We start from the raw sequence: 21,200 nt of genomic DNA, 5'->3' as shown, positions 1-21,200 counted from the left end.
GTACTGGCACATGGATTGGAAAGAAACAATGGATTCGGGAAATGCTTAAAAGTTTAAACACAAGGTTAATTTTTTCGGGTCGAGCGAAATTTCACACGAACATCAAAATTTACCTTTCGTTCACCATAACCGGGCATTTCCCCGCAGCGCTTGCCACGTTTTAACCTTGAATCAGAGGCATTTGAGTAAACTTGTTAGTTCAATTGTAAAGCGTTCAGGAGAGTACCCAATGGCACAACAAGCATCGATGGCCTTTGCATCGCCGGGAGGTGAAAAGTCGAAGCCATCGCGCAAGCGGCCAATCGATCTCGTCCATTTGACACGCGAGACGTTTGGCAACCGGGCCCTCGAAACCGAAATCCTCAACCTGTTTTCCCGCCAGACATGCGGCATCGTCGATCGGCTGGCGCACGCCAACCCGGATGAACGCGTTCGTCTCGCCAAATCGTTGAAAGGTTCAGCCCGTGCGGTCGGAGCGTTTCGCGTCGCCGAGATGGCCGAAGCCATCGAACAGGCGCCAAGCGACACGAAGAAAATCAAGGACATGGGACCGGTCATCGATGATGTCCGCGATTATATAGCCGCTATAACGCGCTAGCATCAAAGTCGGTCGAAACGCTCAACGTCCGCCATTTGCGGTCGGCCTCGATCTTGGCAATATCGTTCTTTTCGACCGCGTTCATGGCATCGCTGCCGAGCAACAGCCGTAACGGTGGTTCGTCAAGGCTCGTGATGTGCAATACCGCATCCGCGGCTTTGGCAGGATCTCCCGGTTGTTTTCCGTTGTAATTGAGCTGGAAACGGGCCACTTCGCCCACCGTTGCATCATATTCGGGGCGACCATTCTGGATCGTGGTTGAAGCGCCAGCAAAGTCAGTACGAAAACCACCCGGCTCGACGATCGTTACCTTGACGCCCAGTGGACCAACCTCCTTGGCCAGCACTTCCGAGAAACCCTCGACACCCCACTTTGCGGCAGAGTAGGGCGCGCGGCCCAGCGCTCCAATTCGGCCGCCGACCGAAGAAAACTGGATGATGTGGCCAGATTTTTGCTCGCGCATCACCGGGATCGCAGCCTTGGTGACATTGATGACGCCAAACAGATTGGTCTCGATCTGCGCCCGGAATTCCTCGAGGCTTGTATCTTCAATCGCGTTGACATTGCCGTAGCCCGCATTGTTGACGAGGACATCGAGGCGTCCGAACGTATCGACCGCGTTTTTTACGGCTGCGTCTGCCGCCGCAGGGTCGGTCACGTCGAGTTCGAATAGGCGGACCTGGTCGCCATAACGCTCTGCCAGATCGGAGAGTTGGGAAGGGTTGCGAGCTGTAGCGACGAGTTTGTGGCCAGCCCGTAGTACCGCTTCTGCCAACGACCTGCCGAGGCCGCGGGAGCTGCCCGTTATCAACCATACCTGTGCCATGAATGTCTCCTTGATTTATCTGAAAACAATATAGGACCGATAGTATCCTCTTGAAAGAAGGAACCCGTTGGAACTATACTTACCTCTTGGAAACAAAGGAGCTGAGATGACTGTCCAACCTTCACAGCAAGCCATCGACTTTTGCGCCACCATGACCGACGAACAGGACGAATTTGCGCGCGAAATGCTTGAGCGGGTCTCGGCCAAGTGGCCGCTGCGCACATTGCAGATATTGCAGGCCGCAGGCGGGCCTTTGCGGTTTTCCCGCGTGCTCGAGCGGGTAGGCGGTATCAGCCAGAAAGTTTTGACACAGACCTTGCGCATGCTGGAACGGGACGGGCTGATCACTCGAACACTTTATCCGCAGGTGCCGCCGCGCGTGGAATACGAACTCACGCCGCTCGGATATGAGTTTCTTTTGCAGACGGTTCCCCTCTGGCACTGGATTATCGAGCACCTTCCAGCATTCACCGCCGCGCGCCATGAAGCCGCCAAGCGGTAGAGGGCTGCGTCAGGGAATACAATTGACTTGCCCGCCAAAATCCCTATGTGAGCGGTAACTTTCCTGCTTTGGGGCGAATTTTTATGGCAAAGATCACTTTTGTCACTCATGACGGTGCGCGTATTGAAACGAACGCGGAAAACGGTTCGACCGTGATGGAAAATGCCATCCGCAATGCGGTGCCGGGCATCGATGCGGAATGCGGCGGCGCCTGCGCCTGCGCCACGTGCCATGTCTATGTGGATGAAGAGTGGACCTCCACCACCGGCGAGCCCGAAGCGATGGAAGAGGATATGCTGGATTTCGCCTATGATGTACGGCCGAACTCGCGTTTGTCCTGTCAGATCCGTGTTTCCGACGAACTGGATGGTCTCGTCGTACAAGTTCCGGAACGTCAGGCTTAAAGCCTGCTGATATTTTCTCATCGACCGATTAGAATATGCCTTGGCGAGCCAATTTGGCGATCAAGAGAAACGCATTCTCTTGACCTTGGCGAGTGCAATCGTTACGCGCTTGGCAGCCCGCGTGTCCCGGACACGCCAGCCATACCCCTTTTTCCATCAGCGCGGCATGCAGGCATGAGGAATTTTCGATGAGCGAGATTATCAAAACCGATGTTGTGATCATTGGCGCCGGGCCTGTCGGTCTGTTCGCCGTGTTCGAGCTTGGCCTTTACGATCTCAAATGCCATCTCATCGATATTCTTGATCGTCCGGGCGGCCAATGCGCCGAGCTCTATCCGGAAAAACCGATCTACGACATACCGGCTTGGCCGATCATCAGCGGGCACGATCTTACTGAAAAGCTCATGGAGCAGATCAAGCCGTTCGCGCCGCAGTTCCATTTCAACCGCATGGTCACCAAGCTTGAGCGCCAGGCCGATGGCTCATTCCACGTCGAAACCGACGAGGCGGAGGTGTTCGAAGCCAAGGTCGTGGTCATCGCTGCTGGCGGCGGTTCGTTCCAGCCGAAGCGCCCCCCGGTACCGGGCATCGAAGCCTATGAGGGCAAAAGTGTCTTCTATTCCGTGCGCCGCATGGAAGAATTTTGCGATCAGGACATCTTGATTGTCGGTGGCGGCGACAGTGCGCTCGATTGGGCGCTAAATCTGCAGCCGATCGCGCGCAGTCTTACAGTCGTACATCGCCGCGCCGAATTTCGTGCGGCTCCCGATAGTGTCAAGAAGATGTTCGAACTGGTCGAGAGCGGCAGCGTGCGTTTCGAGCTTGGTCAGGTTTCCGGACTCAAGGGCGAGGATGGCCAGCTTACCCATGCAACGATCAAGGGTACCGAGGGCGAGACCGATATTCCGGTCACGCGTCTGCTGCCGTTCTTCGGCCTGACGATGAAGCTCGGGCCAATAGCTGATTGGGGGCTTAACCTGCACGAAAATCTCATTCCGGTCAGTGTCGAAACATTCGAGACGTCGGAGCCCGGCATTTTCGCTATCGGTGACATCAATACCTACCCCGGCAAGCTAAAGCTCATCCTGTCAGGCTTCCATGAAGCGGCGTTGATGACGCAGGCCGCCAAGCACATCGTCAGTCCAGGCGAGCGTATCGTGTTCCAGTACACAACATCATCGACCAGCCTGCAAAAGAAGCTGGGCGTTAACTGACGCCGATCAAGGGCTTTTTGCGAATTCGCGCTGGAGCCTGAAAACAAGAAGCCGTTCAAAGCGACTGTCAAAGTTGACGGCTTCGACGCGGTCGAACTGGATTTGCGCAAGATCATGCTTGCGCATCAATTTTGTAGTCAGCGCATCGATGTCAGCCTTCATGGCGGTGCAATCGCTGCGCCATGGCAGTGCCTTGATCGCCCGCTCCATATCGCCTGCAGCTGTGCGCGCGATGACGATATGACTCTCCTCGTGCCGTTTTATGTCGGCCGACAGCGTATCCCAGATCAGGGCAAGGTCCGGTTTCGCCGTACGGCGCTGTATCCAGCGGGGCAGGAAGACCTGGGCATGAACGACGACGTTGGCGTCAACAACACGGCAGTTCTTGCCATCGGAACCGTATTTTATCCTGTTAGTGAAGCGCATCTTCGTCATGCCGGGATGACGCTGGCCCGTCTTTAGCAAAATGGGACCCCGGCGGTACAATTCGCGATCGAGATCGGCAGCCGTGCGGCCATTCAGCGCGAAATATTCATATTTGCGCAGGACTGTTGCCGCGTTGGCGGCGGCTACGGTCATCAACAGTGCCATACCGAGGGACACAGCTCTGGCAAAAATATGCATCTGGTACTTTCCTTTTCAGCCAAGTCTGCCCGATCCTGACACTATCGTCAAAAACATTGCGGATGAATTGACGTTGCATGCGTTCTGTTCAAAAACAATGATATGTGAAGCATGATGGGAGCGCGCCGATGCAAAGAGAATGGAAACTGGCACATGGCCGGTCTCTGACGTTGGGTGACCGCGCACTGATCATGGGCGTTCTCAATGTCACACCGGACTCCTTTTCCGACGGCGGTGTGCATTATTCTCTGGATCAGGCTCTGGAGGGCGCGCGGGAGATGATCGCCGAGGGCGCATCGATCATCGATGTGGGCGGCGAATCGACCCGGCCCGGCGCTACACGCGTCGAACCGGTCGTCGAGCAATCGCGCATTTTGCCCGTGATCGAAGCGCTGGTAAAAGAAACGGATATCATCATCTCCGTCGATACCTATCGTGAAGAAACCGCCCGCCTTGCCGTCGCTGCCGGCGCTCATATCGTCAACGATGTCTGGGGTGTGCAGCGCGAGCCTGCCATTGCCGATCTCGCGGTGGAAACCGGGGCAGGGCTTGTCATCATGCATACGGGCCGCGAGCGGGAACGCGACCCCGATGTCATCGTCGACCAGTTCGCCTTTCTCAACCGTTCGCTGGAAATTGCCAAGGTAGCCGGCGTTTCGCGTGACCAGATCGTACTCGATCCAGGTTTCGGCTTTGCCAAGGACACGGCGGAAAACATTGCGCTGATGGATCGCTTTGTGGAACTCGAGGCGTTCGGCTATCCATTTCTTGTCGGTACCTCGCGCAAGCGTTTCCTGCGTGCCACTTCGGGCGGTGAGCAACAGGAATGGGATATCGCCACGGCCGCTTCTTCAGCGATATTGCGAATTGCCGGTGCAGATATTTTCCGGGTGCACAATGTCGCGATGAGCCAAAGCGCGCTGGCGCTGGCGGATGCGGTATTGCAATCGCGCAGATCGAGGCAATGACCGCCTTGAAGCACAAGGCGTGGCTCGGGCTTGGCGGCAATATCGGCGATCCGGTGGTTTCGATGGCCAAGGCATTGCGTGCGTTGAACGAGCGCAGTGAAACGCGTGTTCTCGGCGTCTCGCCGGTCTACAGGACACCGCCCTGGGGCAAGACCGATCAGGCATGGTTTCACAATGCCTGCGCCGAAGTCGAGACTTCGCTTGATCCGGAGGCGTTACTCGCAGCTTGCCTCGATGTGGAATTGCGCTTGAAACGCCAGCGGCTCGAACGCTGGGGACCACGGATCATCGATATCGATGTGCTGGCCTATGAAGGTCTGGAGGAATTCGAAAGTCCGACGCTCATCTTGCCGCACCCGCGCATGACCGAGCGCGCCTTCGTGATGGTACCGCTCGCCGATATCGCGCCAAATCTGGTGATCAGCGGCAAGACTGTCGCGCAATGGGCTGCGCTTTGCGACAGAACCGGCGTCGAAACTGCCCGCGATGATTTGGACTGGTGGAAATGAACGATTTTGCGCCTTCCGGTCAGGCTGTCAAAGATTGTTAGTTCTTGGCGATGCTGCCAACAGCCCTTGCATCAACGCGTTTCAGCGTTATACCTACAACCGGGATCAGCGCCTCTTCGAGCCGCACAGAAATCGTGACGTTCATCGTGTTGTCATCGTTGAACTTGGCCAGCATGGCGCCATTTAATTGTTTGCGGCTGATGGCGAGCACCACGCGGTTGCCGGAGACATTACCGCCGGTGATGTCAAGACCCTTGCCGGCTGAACCATCGAGAAAGCTGCCCTTATAGCTATTGCCAGCGCGAACGATCGTTGCCTTCATCGGCTGGTTGAAAATGCCGACGCGGCAGCTGCCGTCCAGCGTCATGCCGGCTTTTTCCGCAGGCGTGGTTCCATCGAGCGTGCAGACGAATTTGGTGCCCTTGTATTTGCCGGCAACGATCTCGCCGGGACCGACCCATTGACCTTCCACGGTCTGGAAGAATTCGGCGTCCTTGTCCTTGGCTTGCGCCGGCAACGCCAGAAACGCGCAGGCAAACAGGGACAGGGTAGCGGCTGCTGCGCTTCTTTTCATCGACAAGACTCAACACAAATCATTGGAATGGGCACTTAGGCGATCATCGTTTGGAATGGTTAATGGATGGTTGCCATTCAGTGCTTATTGGAATGAAAAGGAACCTTCAAGGGGAGGGTGGAGTGATATTCTTGCATATCTCCCGCATAACCAACGTCAGCAGTTCGTTTGATATCTCGCCAATAATTTCCGCATCGCGTTTTTCTATGGTTGCGATCTTCGTGGGTCTTATCAGCGATACAATGGGCAGTCCGGTAGCCTCAAGCAATTGAATTGTCTGATCTCCTGGCCACTTGCGGTTTTCGGCGCTTGTTATCATAACAACCCATAACAAGGCATCATCCTTGCCAATTTCTCCACGCGAAACAACCAGAGCGGGTCGGTGTTGCCGTGTATTTTTATCGGTATAGGGAAATGGAACCTTTACGACGTGGCCCGCCCTAAAGATCGCCATAAGCTCTCCGGTCCGCCTCGGAATTCCATTCCTCAAAAGTTGCAAAGGGATTGTCGCCCGATGTTTCTGCTACGTGCTTGACCAGGATGACCTTTTCGCCCTCAATCTTGTATTCGATATGGTCACCTTCGACGAGATGCAGGGCAGCTCTCACCGGCTGGGGTATCGTCGTCTGCGCTTTGCTGGTTAATTTGCTCGTTATCATGTTTCACCCAATGAGAATGGACATTCCTTACAATGTAAGGAATGATTTGTCAATTTCCACCCTTCTTCCCGCCACCAATACGCGCCAGATCGCCAATGAAATCGCCGATACTCGGGCGCCTTTCCGCATTGAACGGGAAGGGCCGTACAAGGTCCATGGCAGAGATGCCGATGCGCGCTGTCATCAATCCATTGATGACGCCTTCGCCGAGCCGCGCGGAAAGCCGTGCTGCCAGACCGTGGCCAACCAGCTGCTGGATGATGCTGTCGCCCATCGCAACCGTGCCGGTGACGGCGAGATGCGCAATGACGTTGCGTGTGAGCTTGAGGAAGCCAAGAGTGCCTGGTCTGCCTCCGTAGAGCTCCGAGAGCCGCCGGATCAGACGCGCAGACTCAAAAACCACATAACCGATGTCGACCAGCGCTCGCGGACTGACTGCGGTGACAATCGAGACGCGTTTTGAGGCGGCAAGGATCATCTCCCGCGCCTGCCGGTCGAGGGGACGGAGCAGTTCGGTTTCAGTGAGCCGGATGAGGTCGCGGCCGTCGATCACGTCATCGCGCAGATCGTGCAAAAGTGCACGGCCCTTCGCCGTAGCGGGGAGGGTTTCGGCAATGGAGACAAGTTTGCCGACAGCTGCTTTCGCCGCTCGAGCATCATTATCCGCCGCAGCCTTGGCCGCTTCGTCGCGCAAGTGCTGCACCGATGCGAGGCGACGTAAGGCCAGCCCTTCGCGCAGGACAATGGCAATCAGCGCGAAGGCTGCAACGACACTGACGCCAAGCGCAACCCAGCCCAGCGATGGCGCACGCTCGAACAGGGTACGAATGAGATTGTCGGCCCACAGGCCCAGCGCCAGCGATACGAGCACTCCGAGCGCTCCTGACAGTAGGGAGGCGAAAGAAAAGCGCTTTTTCTGTGCGAGTGCAGGCGGCGGGGTGAGCGCATCGAGTTCGTTCGCAGTCTCCGGATCGAGGTCGAAGACGTCGACGGCTGCCGGTGTGATCACCGCGACATCCTTGATCGCGGTCGGCTTGCGCTGTTGCGGAGCGCGCGCCCTCTGCGGATCAGCGGTTTGTTCTGGCTGGTCGAGCCGAAAGGAAGCGGGTCTGCGGGCGTTGTTATCCGTCATGCGAGGCGATCTCCTATGAGGAATTGTAGCGCGCGATCGAGCCTTATATGCGGCAGCGACAGGGTGAGGCCTTCCGCGGTCTTTTCCAGCCGGGGCGGGCGGAAGCGAACGAAACGAATTGCCGGGTCTTCAGAAACCCTCTCCGGATGTTCAAAGATTGAGTCCGCTTTTGCTGGCAAGTCACCGGGAAATATGGCGGTTTCGGTTTTGCCATCGAACGTCTCGCCGTTGATGGTCTCGCCTTTCAGCGGCGTTCCGATAATGACCGGGAGCGTTTCCTTGCCCTGCGTTACCGTCGCCTCGCGGGTGGTGCGTACGGCTGCCATCGCCAGCACGTCGACGCTTGCACCAGAAAAATCGGCGCGGCTGACGGCACGGTCGACCAATCGCCGGACGATGGCCTGCAGCCGGTCGTGGCTCTCGTGGTGTAAATGATCGGCCTTGGTCGCGGCAACGAGAATGCGGCTGATGCGCCGCTGCACGAGGCCTGTCAGGAAATTGGTGCTGCCGGGGCGAAAGCAGGAAAGGATTTCCGTCAGCGCGCGCTCCAGATCAGCCACAGCCGATGGCCCGGCATTCATTGCCTGCATGGCATCGACAAGGACAATCTGCCGGTCGAGCCGGGCAATGTGTTCGCGGAAGAAGGGCTTTACTACATGGGTTTTGTAGGCTTCGTAACGCCGCTCCATCATTGCCGCCAACGAGCCGGGCCGCGGCTTGCTGGCATCAAGTTTTGGCAGTGGAGCGAAGGTAAGCGCCGGCGAACCGTCAAGGTCTCCGGGCATCAGGAAACGGCCGGGCGGTAGCGTCGATAACGCCCGTTCGTCGGCCTTTCCAGCTTTCAGATATTCTGTAAAGCTCTTTGCCAGGCGCTGCGCCGTCATTTCGTCTGCGTTCGCATCCGCCTCGGCATCGTTCGACACCTTGAACCAGTCCGCTGCAAGATCGCGGTGGCTTTCGAGCTGGGCGAGCTCAAACGAATCCCTGGAAAACTCCGCATAGGTTTTACCAAGCAGCGGGAGATCCAGCAGCCATTCACCGGGATAGTCGACGATATCGACCGAAAGCTTGCCGCCGGAGAACATGCGGTTCCACATCGACGCGGATTCATATTCGATCGTCAGACGCAGTTCGGAGATTGCCCGCGTCGAGTCGGGCCAGATGCGCTCGTCGATCAGCGCCTTCAGATGCTCCTCATATTGAAAGCGCGGGACTGCGTCGTCGGGCTGCTCTTCGAGATAGGCGCGGGCGATGCGTCCGGATTTCTGTGCCTCAAACAATGAGAGGCGGCCGCCATGGATCAGATTATGCACCAGCGCGGTGATAAAGACCGTCTTGCCGGCACGAGAAAGGCCGGTGACACCGAGCCTCAGCGATGGCGACATGAGCCCGCTGGTACGGTCGGCCAGCGTATCGAGCGCGATCTTCGCTTCGTCGGTAAGTGTCGTCAGTGTGCCCAATTCACCCGTCCTATGGCCGCGTCGCAATCTTGATCTCATCCCTTGGCTCAGCCCATTTGGGTGTCTGGCGTGTCAAAGGCAAGAAAATGATGATCTTACAAATGTGTTGAGGGAGAAAAGAAAGCCTGCAATGTCCCGGTTCCCGGGCGGATTTCTGCAAGCGGGCTATCGAACTGGATGACAGCCAAGGCGGCGGTCGGAAACCCGGATACGAAGGTGGGATGGGTGGGAGGTTTGCCACGGCCGGCGAGGGCGGTGGCCAGTTCCTCCATCATCGGGTTGTGACCGACCAGCATCACGGAGTTGGCTGCTTCGTGTTCGAGCCCGGCCATGCGGATCGCCATGAGATAAGCGTCAGGACCAGCCGAATAGAGCTTTTCGGATTCCTCGAGGATGAAAGGAGATTGAATATCAACGTATTCTAGGGTTTGCCGCGCCCTGATCGCGGGCGAACACAAAACGATCTCCGGTTTCATTCCGGAGCGCCTGAGTTCCTCCCCTAGGACCTTGGCGGCTTCGATGCCGTCCGTATCGAGCGTCCGGTCGAAGTCTTTCTGGCCGGGGGATGGCCAGACTGCTTTTGCATGCCGCAGCAAATAAACCTGGCTCATCCTGCAACTCCCTGATGATACTGTTCAACAGGTGCCATGGTTCCCCGAAAGACGCAAACTTTGGATAAAATCTGTGCGGCAAATGTGACAATTATCAAATAATTGTGCAAAACAGGCCTGTCGAATTTCTGGGCGGCATGCATTTTTGCAAGGCAGGCTACAACCGGTAGTAGAGCCTTGGAGCTATAAAATGCCGAAATTTGCCCTCGTTTCTTCGTATTTTTGGTTAGAGAATCGATGAATCCTGCCATTTTTGCCGATAATTTGGGCAAAAAATCATGATTTCTTTCTTTGATTTACATGTCTTTTTGTAGTTGTGCGCCAATCTGACACGACCTATATAGGCCTCCTCGCGTCTTACAGGTGCAGGGTGATTCAAAGATGAATAAACTGATCGATCTTGACTACAAGCCCACGGATGACGAGCCCTTCATGAGTGATCGGCAGAAATCCTACTTTCGTGAAAAACTGATCAACTGGAAAAATGATATTCTGCGGGAGGCGCGTGAAACGCTTGAGATCCTGCAGCAGGAAAATGCCAATCTGCCGGATATCGCAGACCGTGCATCATCTGAAACGGACCGTGCAATCGAGCTTCGGGCCCGTGACCGCCAGCGCAAGCTGATCTCCAAGATCGACGCCGCCTTACAACGCATCGACGATGGGACCTACGGTTTTTGCGAGGAAACCGGCGATCCGATCAGCTTGAAGCGTCTTGACGCGCGTCCTATCGCAACCTTGTCAATCGAAGCTCAGGAACGTCACGAACGGCGCGAGAAAGTCTACCGCGACGACTGAGCTGCAATCCCCATCAATAAAAAAGGCCCGGTTTTTCCGGGCCTTTTGTTTCTGTCCATTGTGGGTCTCAACGCTTCTCAGGTCGGGATAGATCTCCTAGCAGCCGTTCCATCTCGTCCTCGATGCTGTCCTGTTTTTCAGGCTTTGCTTCTTTGCCAGGCGCGATGTTGAGTTCGCTTCCGAGATCGGTCTCGAATGCGTCGCTGAAATCCATGTCGCCCAAGGTTATTTCGGATTCTTCCGTTTCCACGGACGCGTCGAATGTCGGTTCCTTGACGGCCGCCGCCGGTTCGTTGCGCACGGCGAAGGGGAAGGCAGCGGCAGTCGTCGTTCTGGTTTCCGATGCAGCTACCTCTCTGGCAGGTTCTGGCGTGTCTATCTTCGGCTCGGCGCGAGGCACGGTTCCAAAGGATGGCGAAGCGGTTCGCTGCCAGCCATTGTCGCGCGCCGGTGCACTGACAGCCGGTGGCTCGTTCGCAGCAGCGGATGCTACTTCCGGAGCCTTCGCTGCCGGTGGAACGGGTTGCATGGGCGGCGTGGGTGGCAAGGGGGCAGGCTGTTCGGCCTGTCTCGGTGGTTCGGGCGCCCGCCTTGGCGGCTCCGACTGCTGCGGCGGTGCCGGACGCAGCGGTATCTGCGGCGCTGGCGCTGTCTGAACAGGTGGGGGAGGCGTGTGAACTGGAGGGGCTGGAGATGCGATGCGGGGCTGTGCGCGAGGTGGCGCTTCCGCGACTTTCGGCTCCGGCTTCGGTTCAGGAATTCTCGGTTCGGGCTCGGGCGTCGGTCCGGACGCTGGCGGTTCAACCCGCCCCTGCCGCGCGAACTGGCGAATGTTTTGCTCGATCACCAGGTCGCTGGGGCCACCGATCAGGATAAGATGTTCGACGTCGTCGCGGCGCACGAGTACCAGTCGCCTGCGATTGTCGACAGCTGCCGCGTCAGTAACCGAGAGGCGGACCTGCCGGTTGCGCCCGCCGGCAACGAATGTTCCACCCGTCACCCGCCGCAATATGGCGAATACCAGTAGAAGCAGGGCGATGACCAGAATGAACAGAAGAATAAATCCCACGATGGGGGCAGCGCTTTCGCCAACAATAGTGGCAAGCCAAGCGTTCATGATAAACTCTCCTTGTGCGTTCTTCGGGCCCAAAACTTGTTCCCCGACATGGGCTTCGAAGCATTACTTTATGCGACACTAGTGCGTGCCATTGTTAGCCGCAACCCTAACGCAGTTTCAGCCTATGTAGTACGGATTGTCTACGCGCGATATTGGATGTTCTAGATCGGAATTCGTGCGAAACCGTGGAATAATCGCGGTCATATAAAGGATGGGGTTTATACGGGGTCAAAGATATGATCCAAACGATTCGAGAATAAACATCGGCTTGATGCAATTGCGCCGGTGATGAAGAAAAGGGGCCTGAGACGTATGTCTCAAGAAACGAATAGCAGACGTATGTCTCAAGAAACGAACAGCGATCTTTATCCAGAGCCTATCATCGCGAACACGAAATCCAACAAGGCCGGCTTGCGCCTGGTCCTTCTCGGCGTGCTGCTGATCGGCGTTTCAGTCCTTTATTTCATCTATCGCGATCAACTCGGGCAGCAGTTCCTGCTTGGCCTTCTCGGTACGCTAGCCATGACCGGCGTGTTCTATCTGTTCGGCTCGGCGATCAATGTCATTCAGTTCACGCCGCGGGGCACCAGTGATGAACTCACGCGCGCGTTTGTTGATACGTTTCCGGAAGGCACAGTCGTCTGCGATCAAAAGGGCCGCATCGTTTACGCCAACAGGGCCTATGCCGAGCTGACCGGCGTCACCAATTCCAACGATGTGCGGGCGATCGAGCACATTCTCTCCAGTGAGGCCGCAGCGTCGGATCCGATTTATCGGCTCGCCAATGCCGTGCGCGACGGCGTTTCCGGACAGGAGGAGCTGCGCCTGTCCCGGCCGCTCGATCCATCGCGTGAGCCTGTGCCGACGTGGTACCGGGTCAAGGCTCGGCCTGTCGCGGGCATTCCAGACCAGACGACGCCGGTTTATGCGTGGCAGATCGCCGATATTTCGGCTGAGCGTGCCGAACAGGAGCGTTATTTCCAGGATATTCAGGAGGCCATCGATCATCTCGACCACGCTCCGGCAGGCTTCTTCTCAGCCGATCCGGACGGCCGCATCATTTATATCAACGCAACGCTGGCGGAGTGGCTCGGCGTTGACCTCACGCGGTTTACCCCCGGCTCGATGATGGTTCGCGATATCGTCGCTGGCAATGGTATGGCGCTGATCAATGCGGTCAAGACCGAGCCTGGCACCAGCCGCAACACGGTCATCGATCTCGACCTTGCCAAATCCAATGGCCAGAGCCTTGCCGTGCGCTTCTATCATCGCGTTCAGGCGCAGCGCGATGGCAGGCGCGGCCCAACCCGCACCATCGTTCTCAACCGCGCCGAAGGCGAAGACAATTCAGCCGCGTTGCGCGCGGCAGAAGTGCGATTCACGCGCTTCTTCAATTCGGCGTCCATGGCTATCGCAGCCGTCGATGCGACCGGCAAGATCCTGCGCACCAATGCGCGGTTCCTGGGGCTTTTCGCCCCGGTTGTCGATCGTGATGACATCGACCGGCGCATTCCGCTTGAAACCGTCGTGCATGAACGCGACCGCGAGGCCTTCGACCGGGCGCTGGCAGCGGCTTTTGCCGGCAAGGCGGAAATCTCTCCTGTCGATACCGTTATTCCGGGTAATGAGGACCGCCATCTGCGCTTCTACGTCAGTCCGGTGTTCGACGCCGGTTCCGAGGATGGTGCCGAGGAAGCCGCCATTGTTTCAGTGGTTGAAACCACTGAGCAGAAGGCGCTCGAAGCCACGATGGCGCAAAGCCAGAAAATGCAGGCTGTAGGACAGCTTGCAGGGGGTATCGCACATGATTTCAACAACGTGCTGACCGCAATTATCATGTCTTCCGATCTGCTGTTGACCAATCATCGCGCATCGGATCCGTCCTTTGCCGACATCATGAACATCAAGCAGAATGCCAATCGCGCCGCTTCACTGGTACGGCAGCTCCTCGCGTTCTCTCGTCGCCAGACCTTGCGGCCGGAAGTGCTCAACCTCACCGATGTGATCGCTGATGTCCGCATGCTGCTGACGCGTCTTGCCGGGACGCAGGTCAATCTCAAGATCGAGCATGGGCGCGATCTGTGGCCGGTGCGCGCGGACCTCGGCCAGTTCGAGCAGGTGGTGGTCAATCTCACGGTCAATGCCCGGGACGCTATGCCCGAAGGTGGCAACCTGACGCTCCGTACCCGCAACGTGACCGAAGCGGAAAGCGCAGAACTCACTTATCGCGACCTCGTTCCAGGCGATTATGTGCTGGTCGAGGTAGAGGACAGCGGTACCGGCATGACGCAGGAAGTGATCGAGAAGATTTTCGAACCGTTCTTCACGACGAAGGAAGTCGGCAAGGGGACTGGCCTCGGCCTGTCCATGGTTTATGGTATCATCAAGCAGACGGGCGGCTCGATTCATGCCGAGTCCGAGCTTGGCAAGGGGACGACATTCCGCATTTTCCTGCCGCGTTTTGTCGAGGAAAAGCAGCCGCAGGTCCTGAACGCCGATGGCGAAGCCGTCGTGACCGAAATGCCGAAAAAGGAGAAGAAGACGGAAAAGGCCACCGATCTCTCCGGTTCCGCAACCGTTCTCCTGGTGGAAGACGAGGATGCCGTCCGTATGGGCGGGGTTCGCGCGCTGCAATCGCGTGGCTACACGGTGCATGAGGCATCCAGCGGCGTCGAGGCGCTTGAGGTGATGAAAGAACTCGGCGGCAAAGTGGACATCATCGTTTCCGATGTGGTGATGCCCGAAATGGATGGTCCGACGCTGCTGCGCGAATTGCGCAAGGATTACGGCGATATCAAATTCATTTTCGTTTCGGGCTACGCGGAAGACGCTTTTGCTCGAAACCTGCCGGAAGACGCCAAATTCGGTTTCCTGCCGAAGCCGTTTTCACTGAAGCAGCTGGCGACTGCTGTCAAGGAAACGCTGGAGAATTGAGGTTTCAAAGTCATCGAAATGGATCAACGATTCTGACACCTTCAACGATCTGGCCATGCGACAGGTCTTCAGAAAAGAGCTCGCTGCATCCAGCCTCACGCGCGGCCGAAATGATTGCGCTGTCCCAATAGGAAAAGCCGTAAGCTCGCTTTATCTCAAGCGCACCTTGCAAGATTGGTACGGTATTCTCCTGAACACGGAACCGCAGCCACGTCTTGATCAGCCCGGCAGCCAATTCGTGTGGAAGGGGATCGGTGCGTGATGCGCGCGTGGCCTGGACATAAAATTCTTGCAGTACCTGCACCGAGACAACGCAATCATCCCGATCCGTGAGCGCAATAGCCCTCATGCGCTTGCTCACTTCGTCGGCGGCGGTGCTGATGGAATAAAGCAGGATATTGGTATCGAGAAAAGCTGTCACTCTCCAAGGCCACGGTCATGAAGCTTGTCGCGGGAGAGGCGATCCCCGGCCCGAAACAGCTTGACTGATGCTCGCAATACAGCCTCCTCCCGGCGCAGCCGCTCCGCCTCGGTTTCGATCGTCGCAATATCCGACAGGAATTGACGAACGAGCGCGGAGACGGATGTGTCCTGCTCCGCTGCTTTCATGCGGGCACGGCGGTAGATATCGTCATCCACGGAAACTGTGATATTTTTCATAGTTACACAGTATCACAGTTTTGCGGTGAATCCAACACTTACCAAAAAGCCGAGCGGGACCCACTCCTCAGTGGCGAGCTACTATTCCAGGCCTTCGAACAGCGCGGTGGACAAATACCGCTCGGCGAAGGAAGGGATGATCACAACAAGGTTTTTGCCCTTGTTTTCCGGGCGGCTGCCAACCTCTATTGCCGCTGTCAGCGCTGCACCCGATGAAATCCCCACAGGCACGCCTTCAAGTCGCGCCACGAGACGCGCATTGGCGAAGGAATCCTCGTTCGAGACCTGCACGACCTCGTCATATATGTGCGTATCGAGCACGGCGGGCGCAAAGCCTGCGCCTATGCCCTGGATTTTGTGCGGGCCGGGATTGCCGCCGGAAAGTATGGGCGAATCCTTGGGCTCCACCGCGATAACCTGCACACTCGGCTTGCGCTGCTTCAACACCTGGCCAACCCCGGTAATCGTGCCGCCGGTGCCGATGCCGGCAACCAGGATGTCGACCGTGCCGTCAGTATCGTTCCAGATTTCCTCGGCGGTGGTCCGGCGGTGGATTTCAGGATTGGCGGGGTTGTCGAACTGGCCGGGGATGACCGCGTCTCCAATGGTCTCGACCAGCTCGTTGGCCTTGGCAATGGCGCCCTTCATGCCCTTTGCGCCTTCGGTCAGCACCAGCTCCGCGCCGAGCAGTTTAAGCATCTTGCGGCGTTCGACCGACATGGTTTCGGGCATGGTGAGGATCAACCGGTAACCTTTGGCGGCGGCTGCGAAGGCGAGCGCGATCCCGGTATTGCCGGAGGTAGGCTCGACGAGTGTCGTCTTGCCCGGTTTCGCCTTCCCCTGCGCTTCGAGCGCTTCTATCAGCGCGACGCCGATACGGTCCTTGACGCTGGCAATAGGATTGAAGAATTCGAGCTTGGCCAGAAGATTGGCGCCCACACCTTTTTCCTTGGCCAGTTTGTCGAGCCGGACGAGCGGCGTATCGCCTATCGTATCGACAATAGAATTGTAGATGCGGCCACGGCCTGGCTTTCGCGCGCTGTCATTGCTCATGAATATCTCCTGATCCTGTTTGGGGTCGTGAGGCGATCTTATGGGCCTTGCCTGAAAATTCCTAGTTGGGCCTATGCGTAAACACCGTGCCGCTTAGAAGAAAATACTAATATTCGGCTACAGCTGTAATAGCATTCCAGCTCAGGAGGAGCGCCCCGCAATGGCGAGCGCGGCGCCCGCCATAAAGGCTGCCGCCGTGCGGTTCAGCCGCTTCAGTGCCCGGGGCGAGGCGAGCAGGCCTCGCGCCTTCGCTGCCAGTGCGAGATAGGGCACCAGCACCACAAGCAGAACCAAAACGGTCAGCGCAGCGAGGATCGAATAATCGGCCAGGGTGATCGTATGCAGGTCGACGAGAGTCGGTGTCAGGGCGATATAGAAAAGCATGGTCTTCGGATTGCCAAGCGTCACCGTCAAGCCGGCCACAATGCTGGAGACAGCACCGCCGCGACTTTTCTTGGCTTCGATTTTTTCCGCCGATATGCCCGATGTCCAGAAACCCCAGGCAAGGTAGGCAAGGTAGGCAACGCCCGCCCACTTAATCACCAGGAAGACCGTGCCGAATGTCTGCGCCACCATGGCGAGGCCAAGCACCACCGCGGTGAGATAGGTGAGGTCGCCCATGATCAACCCGAGCGACATGAACAGCGACGAGCGAAATCCCGAGCCCAGCGCCCGCGCAACGAGGGCGGTCACCCCCGGTCCGGGGATAGCGGCGGCGATGGCAAGGGCACCAGAATAGGCAACAAAACCGGCAAGCGTCATGATCGTTCTCTGTCAGCGGAGGTTGGCGGAGGCGGAAGATACTCCGGGGCCGGGCTTCTGTCCATGGACTAGGAAAAGAACCCGATTACACCTTGAACACAGGGCTTTGAATCTATAGTTTAGAATTATTCTAATTTAGGATTACGCCATGCTCAGCCGTTTTTTTGGTCATCGCCGCCACGCCCTGGAATCCCTTTCCGAACAGCAATTGCTGGCTCTGGCTATTTCGTCGGAAGAGGACGACGCACGAATCTATCTCGCCTATGCGGATGGGCTGCGCGAGGATTTTCCACAAAGCGCCAAGGTTTTCGATGAAATGGCAGAAGAGGAAAATCGCCATCGCCAGGCGTTGATTGATCTGCACCAGGAGCGTTTCGGCAACCAGATACCACTCATCCGCAGAGAGCATGTGCGCGGCTATCTCGAGCGCAAGCCCGACTGGCTGGTTCGCCCGCTCGGCATAGAGAAGGTCCGGGAAATGGCCGAAAAGATGGAGGAGCAGGCCTACCGCTTTTACACCGAGGCGCTGAAACTTGTACGGGATGCCTCTACACGCAAGCTCCTGGGCGACCTCGCCATTGCCGAGAAGGCGCATGAGTCACTCGCCCACCGGCTCGGTGTTCAGCACACGCCTGACGACGTGCAGGAGGTAGAGAAACAGACCGAACGGCGACAGCTGATCCTGACCTATATCCAGCCGGGTCTTGCCGGCCTGATGGATGGTTCGGTCTCGACCCTTGCGCCGATTTTTGCTGCCGCCTTCGCCACACAGGACACGTGGCAGACGTTTCTTGTCGGCCTGTCTGCTTCCCTTGGTGCCGGTATTTCCATGGGCTTCACGGAAGCTGCGCATGACGACGGAAAACTGTCCGGGCGTGGCTCACCCTTGAAGCGCGGGCTCGCCAATGGCCTGATGACGGCGATCGGTGGCCTTGGCCACGCGCTGCCCTATCTCATCTCGGACTTTTGGACAGCTACGACAATCGCCGCGATTGTCGTTTTCATCGAACTCTGGGCCATCGCCTATATCCAGCACCGCTTCATGGAGACGCCATTCTTCCGCGCCGCGATCCAGGTTGTTCTCGGCGGCGGGCTTGTGCTGGCGACAGGCATATTGATCGGTAACGCGTGATTCGATTTCTTATAAAAATCCACGCGATTCACCAACATTTCGGACGCCTTATTGAAGGAAAAGGGCGAATTTTCGCCCTTTTCCTGTTGCGAAAAGATCTTTTTGCCCAATTGGTTAAGGCTAATTTTCTATGAATTCATTTGATTTTAACCAACGCCGTTCAGGAGGCGTTCATCTTTATGCATTAAATTTTAGCTAATTGATCGCTATCGGCCTCGTCCGGTATGCCAAAAACAAGAGACCAAAATGATGACCATGATTATCCAGCTACGCGATACGCTACGCGTCGTGCGAGAATTCATTGCTCCGAGTTACCGGCCCGAGCGCCACTACATGCGTGGCCCCGGACCGGCCTGTGCCCAGCGCAACCACCAGGTTCAGGCGTGATGGTACACTCGCGCATCAGGCGGAGCTTCATCACGGGCACGCAACCCATAATCACGTATAACGGACGCAATCCGCAGCCTGTAGTCGGCAAAGATCCCGGCGCGGCCGTCACGTTGAGCCAGGCGATGTTCCTCGGTCTGGCGCCAAGCCGCCACTGACGCTTCATCGCGCCAGAACGACAGGGAGAGATAGCGGTTTTCGTTGGCAAGGCTGCGAAACCGCTCAACTGAAATAAAGCCGTCCATCGTCTCCAGCAGCGGCTTCAGGTCCGCTGCCCTGTCGAAATAATCCTTGCCGCGGCCTTCCGCCGGCTCCACCTCGAAAATCACCGCAATCACTTGAGCATTCCTCCATTCGTTCCTGTCACAAGGCGCAGGAATGTACGGTCCTCACGCCGGATAAAGCGCTTATCCCTGGAAAATTCGTAGTTGGCCCGGCCCAGCGGATCGGCCATAAGCCGCGCGCGATAGGCTTCATACGCCGCCAGGTTCTCGATGTTGTAAACGCCGTAGGCCAGCGTCGCGGAGCCCTCATGCGGCGCATAATAGCCGATGAGATCTGCGCCGCAACGCGGTATCGCCTCGTTCCAATTGCGCGCATATTCCTCGAAAGCGTCCTTCTGATAGGGATCGATTTCATATTTGATGAAACAGGTGATGGTCATCTCGGTCACTCCTTCGTTGGCGCTGACCATCGATATAGCCGCCAATGGGCGCTTGATACTTCGATCGTTTTCGAAGCATCATCGACTGTGCTGGATCAGTCTTGATCAGCCAACAAACACGGAAACGACCATGTCGAACAATGCGAGATTTGCCGAAATAGCCGCGCTTGCAGGTGATCCCGGTCGTGCGAGTATGCTCAACGGGCTCATGGACGGCCGCGCGCTGACCGCATCGGAACTCGCGCAACTTGCCGGGATCACCGCGCAGACCGCCAGCAGCCATCTCACGCGCATGACCGAGGCCGGGCTTCTCGCGGTGGAAAAGCAGGGCCGGCATCGCTATCACCGGCTGGCTTCGCCTGCCGTGGCCCAGATGATCGAAAGCATCATGCGGCTCGCCGCGCCGGAAGTCACCGCCAAGCCGTTGCGCACCGGGCCACGTGATGCGGCGCTCAGGGCAGGGCGCACCTGCTACGATCATCTCGCCGGGCATCTCGGCGTTTCAATCACCGATGCGCTGATCAATGCCGGCCATCTCGATCTCGGCCTCGATGCGGGCGAAGTGACGGATAGCGGGCTTGCGCTATTTGCCCGCGCCGGCATCGATGTGGAAGCGTTGACCGCCAAGCGCGGCCGCATCCTGTGCCGGCCGTGCCTCGACTGGAGCGAGCGCCGCCCGCATCTTGCCGGTGCAATCGGCGCAGCGCTGTGCAGCCACTGCTTCAACAATGGCTGGATCAGGCGGCTGGAAGGAACCCGCGCGGTGTCGGTGACGCCGAATGGCCAGAGACATCTACGCGAGACATTCGGTGTCAGCCTTTCCTAAACATGCCGCGTGACGCCGCCATCGATCCGTATGTTCTGGCCGGTGATATAGCCAGCATCGTCTGACAGCAGGAAGGCGGTGGTCTTGGCAATTTCCGCCATCGTCCCAAGCCGCTTCATGGGCACCTTGTCTTCGGTTCCGGGCTTGTGGTCGAGACTGTCGATGTACCCCGGCAGAAGTGCATTCATACGGATATTGTCGGCGCCATAGCGGTCAGAATAGAGCTTGGTATAGGCGCCGACGGCGGCGCGATAGGCGCAGGAGACCGGGAAAACCAGGCTTGGCTCGAAGGAGGCGAACGTCGTGATATTCACCCATGCGCCCTTGCCCTGCTTGAGCATATAGGGCGTCACCAGCCGTGCCATGCGGACCACGCTCAACACCATCAGGTCATTGCCGATCGCCCATTTTTCATCCGTGATATCGAGGAGATCGCCCTTCGGCGGATGGCCGGTATGATTGACAACAGCATCCACGCGGCCATAGGCCTCGACGGTCTTTTCAACCAGCGCCTCCAGATCGTTTGCCTCGCCAGCCGAACCCTTGATCCCTACACCGCCAAGCTCGGCGGCAAGTTCGACCGCGCTGCCCGACGGCGACATCAGTCCGAGACGATAACCGCGCTCGTGCAATTCGCGGGCGATGGCAGCACCCATGCCGCGTCCTCCACCGGTGATGATTGCAACTGGTGCTTGTGAAGTGTCGGTCATGATGCTCGCCTTTCAAGATTTTGAATGGCGCGAAGCATGTTTGATAGGAAGCTCCAGCGCAAATGAATTCAGGTGA

27 protein-coding genes are annotated in these 21,200 nt (G+C 57.5%); 11 read left to right on the top strand and 16 right to left on the bottom strand.

Features of this window, described 5'->3' with window-relative positions:
- The first annotated feature begins 229 nt into the window (after positions 1-229).
- Entirely contained in the window at positions 230-598 is a 369-nt protein-coding gene (locus tag LB462_RS23580) for an Hpt domain-containing protein (protein WP_224513053.1), read from the top strand.
- Here LB462_RS23580 and LB462_RS23575 read toward each other — a convergent pair.
- The gene (locus LB462_RS23575) at positions 585-1,424 is read right to left on the bottom strand and encodes an oxidoreductase (protein ID WP_224513051.1); all 840 of its coding nucleotides are present in this window, start codon (positions 1,422-1,424) and stop codon (positions 585-587) included. The two genes, LB462_RS23580 and LB462_RS23575, sit on opposite strands and share 14 nt — an antisense overlap.
- Before the next feature lie 106 nt (positions 1,425-1,530).
- Between LB462_RS23575 and LB462_RS23570 the strand changes: the two genes are divergently transcribed.
- The 3 genes from LB462_RS23570 (at position 1,531) to LB462_RS23560 (ending at position 3,544) form a co-directional block, all read left to right on the top strand.
- Entirely contained in the window at positions 1,531-1,926 is a 396-nt protein-coding gene (locus LB462_RS23570) for a winged helix-turn-helix transcriptional regulator (protein WP_224513050.1), read from the top strand.
- Positions 1,927-2,009: 83 nt separating this feature from the next.
- A complete protein-coding gene (locus LB462_RS23565; protein WP_114428820.1) occupies positions 2,010-2,330 on the top strand; it encodes a 2Fe-2S iron-sulfur cluster-binding protein in 321 nt (106 codons plus the stop codon).
- Between the two features lie 188 nt (positions 2,331-2,518).
- Complete coding sequence (locus tag LB462_RS23560; RefSeq protein ID WP_224513049.1) at positions 2,519-3,544, top strand: NAD(P)/FAD-dependent oxidoreductase; 1,026 nt, start codon at positions 2,519-2,521, stop codon at positions 3,542-3,544.
- Positions 3,545-3,550: 6 nt separating this feature from the next.
- On the opposite strand, the gene LB462_RS23555 is transcribed toward LB462_RS23560, so the two are convergent.
- On the bottom strand, positions 3,551-4,168 hold the full coding sequence (locus tag LB462_RS23555; protein ID WP_224513048.1) for a DUF922 domain-containing Zn-dependent protease: 618 nt from the start codon (positions 4,166-4,168) through the stop codon (positions 3,551-3,553).
- Positions 4,169-4,296: 128 nt separating this feature from the next.
- Between LB462_RS23555 and folP the strand changes: the two genes are divergently transcribed.
- Complete coding sequence (gene folP / locus LB462_RS23550; protein WP_224513038.1) at positions 4,297-5,136, top strand: dihydropteroate synthase; 840 nt, start codon at positions 4,297-4,299, stop codon at positions 5,134-5,136.
- A complete protein-coding gene (folK, locus tag LB462_RS23545) occupies positions 5,133-5,645 on the top strand; it encodes a 2-amino-4-hydroxy-6-hydroxymethyldihydropteridine diphosphokinase (RefSeq protein ID WP_224513036.1) in 513 nt (170 codons plus the stop codon). Before folP ends, folK begins: the two co-directional genes overlap by 4 nt.
- A gap of 37 nt (positions 5,646-5,682) precedes the next feature.
- Here the strand turns inward: folK and LB462_RS23540 are convergent, their stop codons facing one another.
- From LB462_RS23540 to LB462_RS23515, 6 genes are all read right to left on the bottom strand, one after another.
- Entirely contained in the window at positions 5,683-6,219 is a 537-nt protein-coding gene (locus LB462_RS23540; protein ID WP_224513025.1) for a hypothetical protein, read from the bottom strand.
- A gap of 106 nt (positions 6,220-6,325) precedes the next feature.
- Positions 6,326-6,673: a type II toxin-antitoxin system PemK/MazF family toxin gene (locus LB462_RS23535; RefSeq protein ID WP_224513024.1), complete on the bottom strand. Its 348-nt coding sequence runs from the start codon at positions 6,671-6,673 to the stop codon at positions 6,326-6,328.
- On the bottom strand, positions 6,660-6,878 hold the full coding sequence (locus LB462_RS23530; RefSeq protein ID WP_224513022.1) for an AbrB/MazE/SpoVT family DNA-binding domain-containing protein: 219 nt from the start codon (positions 6,876-6,878) through the stop codon (positions 6,660-6,662). The genes LB462_RS23535 and LB462_RS23530 overlap by 14 nt, the downstream gene beginning before the upstream one ends.
- A gap of 49 nt (positions 6,879-6,927) precedes the next feature.
- Positions 6,928-8,010 (bottom strand): YcjF family protein, encoded by a 1,083-nt coding sequence (locus LB462_RS23525; protein ID WP_224513021.1) that lies wholly within the window; start codon positions 8,008-8,010, stop codon positions 6,928-6,930.
- Positions 8,007-9,509: a YcjX family GTP-binding protein gene (locus LB462_RS23520; RefSeq protein ID WP_370637276.1), complete on the bottom strand. Its 1,503-nt coding sequence runs from the start codon at positions 9,507-9,509 to the stop codon at positions 8,007-8,009. The genes LB462_RS23525 and LB462_RS23520 overlap by 4 nt, the downstream gene beginning before the upstream one ends.
- A 56-nt stretch (positions 9,510-9,565) precedes the next feature.
- Positions 9,566-10,081, bottom strand: coding sequence for a SixA phosphatase family protein (locus LB462_RS23515; RefSeq protein WP_224513008.1), 516 nt, complete (start codon positions 10,079-10,081; stop codon positions 9,566-9,568).
- Positions 10,082-10,462: 381 nt separating this feature from the next.
- On the opposite strand from LB462_RS23515, the gene dksA reads away from it, so the two are divergent.
- Positions 10,463-10,879 (top strand): RNA polymerase-binding protein DksA, encoded by a 417-nt coding sequence (gene dksA, locus LB462_RS23510; protein ID WP_091877580.1) that lies wholly within the window; start codon positions 10,463-10,465, stop codon positions 10,877-10,879.
- 67 nt (positions 10,880-10,946) lie between these two features.
- Here the strand turns inward: dksA and LB462_RS23505 are convergent, their stop codons facing one another.
- Positions 10,947-11,996: a flagellar biosynthetic protein FliO gene (locus LB462_RS23505; RefSeq protein ID WP_224513006.1), complete on the bottom strand. Its 1,050-nt coding sequence runs from the start codon at positions 11,994-11,996 to the stop codon at positions 10,947-10,949.
- Positions 11,997-12,335: 339 nt separating this feature from the next.
- Here LB462_RS23505 and cckA point away from each other — a divergent pair, with 339 nt between their 5' ends.
- Positions 12,336-14,930 carry a cell cycle histidine kinase CckA gene (gene cckA / locus LB462_RS23500; protein ID WP_112528443.1) on the top strand — a complete coding sequence of 865 codons (2,595 nt, stop codon included), beginning with the start codon at positions 12,336-12,338 and terminating at the stop codon, positions 14,928-14,930.
- 10 nt (positions 14,931-14,940) lie between these two features.
- Here the strand turns inward: cckA and LB462_RS23495 are convergent, their stop codons facing one another.
- From LB462_RS23495 to LB462_RS23480, 4 genes are all read right to left on the bottom strand, one after another.
- Complete coding sequence (locus LB462_RS23495) at positions 14,941-15,351, bottom strand: PIN domain-containing protein (protein ID WP_112528441.1); 411 nt, start codon at positions 15,349-15,351, stop codon at positions 14,941-14,943.
- Positions 15,348-15,590: a hypothetical protein gene (locus LB462_RS23490; RefSeq protein ID WP_224513004.1), complete on the bottom strand. Its 243-nt coding sequence runs from the start codon at positions 15,588-15,590 to the stop codon at positions 15,348-15,350. Before LB462_RS23490 ends, LB462_RS23495 begins: the two co-directional genes overlap by 4 nt.
- Before the next feature lie 81 nt (positions 15,591-15,671).
- The gene (cysK, locus tag LB462_RS23485; RefSeq protein WP_112528437.1) at positions 15,672-16,643 is read right to left on the bottom strand and encodes a cysteine synthase A; all 972 of its coding nucleotides are present in this window, start codon (positions 16,641-16,643) and stop codon (positions 15,672-15,674) included.
- A gap of 141 nt (positions 16,644-16,784) precedes the next feature.
- The gene (locus LB462_RS23480; RefSeq protein WP_224513002.1) at positions 16,785-17,405 is read right to left on the bottom strand and encodes a LysE family translocator; all 621 of its coding nucleotides are present in this window, start codon (positions 17,403-17,405) and stop codon (positions 16,785-16,787) included.
- A 148-nt stretch (positions 17,406-17,553) separates the two neighbouring features.
- On the opposite strand from LB462_RS23480, the gene mbfA reads away from it, so the two are divergent.
- Both mbfA and LB462_RS23470 read left to right on the top strand, forming a co-directional pair.
- Positions 17,554-18,537: an iron exporter MbfA gene (mbfA, locus tag LB462_RS23475; protein ID WP_114428837.1), complete on the top strand. Its 984-nt coding sequence runs from the start codon at positions 17,554-17,556 to the stop codon at positions 18,535-18,537.
- Between the two features lie 246 nt (positions 18,538-18,783).
- A complete protein-coding gene (locus tag LB462_RS23470) occupies positions 18,784-18,924 on the top strand; it encodes a hypothetical protein (protein ID WP_210001723.1) in 141 nt (46 codons plus the stop codon).
- Here the strand turns inward: LB462_RS23470 and LB462_RS23465 are convergent.
- A complete protein-coding gene (locus LB462_RS23465; protein WP_224513000.1) occupies positions 18,915-19,262 on the bottom strand; it encodes an antibiotic biosynthesis monooxygenase family protein in 348 nt (115 codons plus the stop codon). The genes LB462_RS23470 and LB462_RS23465 overlap by 10 nt on opposite strands.
- Complete coding sequence (locus LB462_RS23460; protein WP_112528429.1) at positions 19,259-19,588, bottom strand: NIPSNAP family protein; 330 nt, start codon at positions 19,586-19,588, stop codon at positions 19,259-19,261. Before LB462_RS23460 ends, LB462_RS23465 begins: the two co-directional genes overlap by 4 nt.
- A gap of 130 nt (positions 19,589-19,718) precedes the next feature.
- On the opposite strand from LB462_RS23460, the gene LB462_RS23455 reads away from it, so the two are divergent.
- Entirely contained in the window at positions 19,719-20,414 is a 696-nt protein-coding gene (locus LB462_RS23455; RefSeq protein WP_224512998.1) for an ArsR/SmtB family transcription factor, read from the top strand.
- Here LB462_RS23455 and LB462_RS23450 read toward each other — a convergent pair.
- Positions 20,411-21,124 carry an SDR family oxidoreductase gene (locus tag LB462_RS23450; RefSeq protein ID WP_224512997.1) on the bottom strand — a complete coding sequence of 238 codons (714 nt, stop codon included), beginning with the start codon at positions 21,122-21,124 and terminating at the stop codon, positions 20,411-20,413. The genes LB462_RS23455 and LB462_RS23450 overlap by 4 nt on opposite strands.
- Positions 21,125-21,200: the final 76 nt, after the last annotated feature.

Origin of the sequence: Phyllobacterium chamaecytisi (genome assembly GCF_020164455.1) — a bacterium.
Classification (GTDB): domain Bacteria; phylum Pseudomonadota; class Alphaproteobacteria; order Rhizobiales; family Rhizobiaceae; genus Phyllobacterium; species Phyllobacterium chamaecytisi.
The sequence above is the reverse complement of the archived record's forward strand: the minus strand, read 5'-3'. Positions and strand labels throughout refer to the sequence as shown.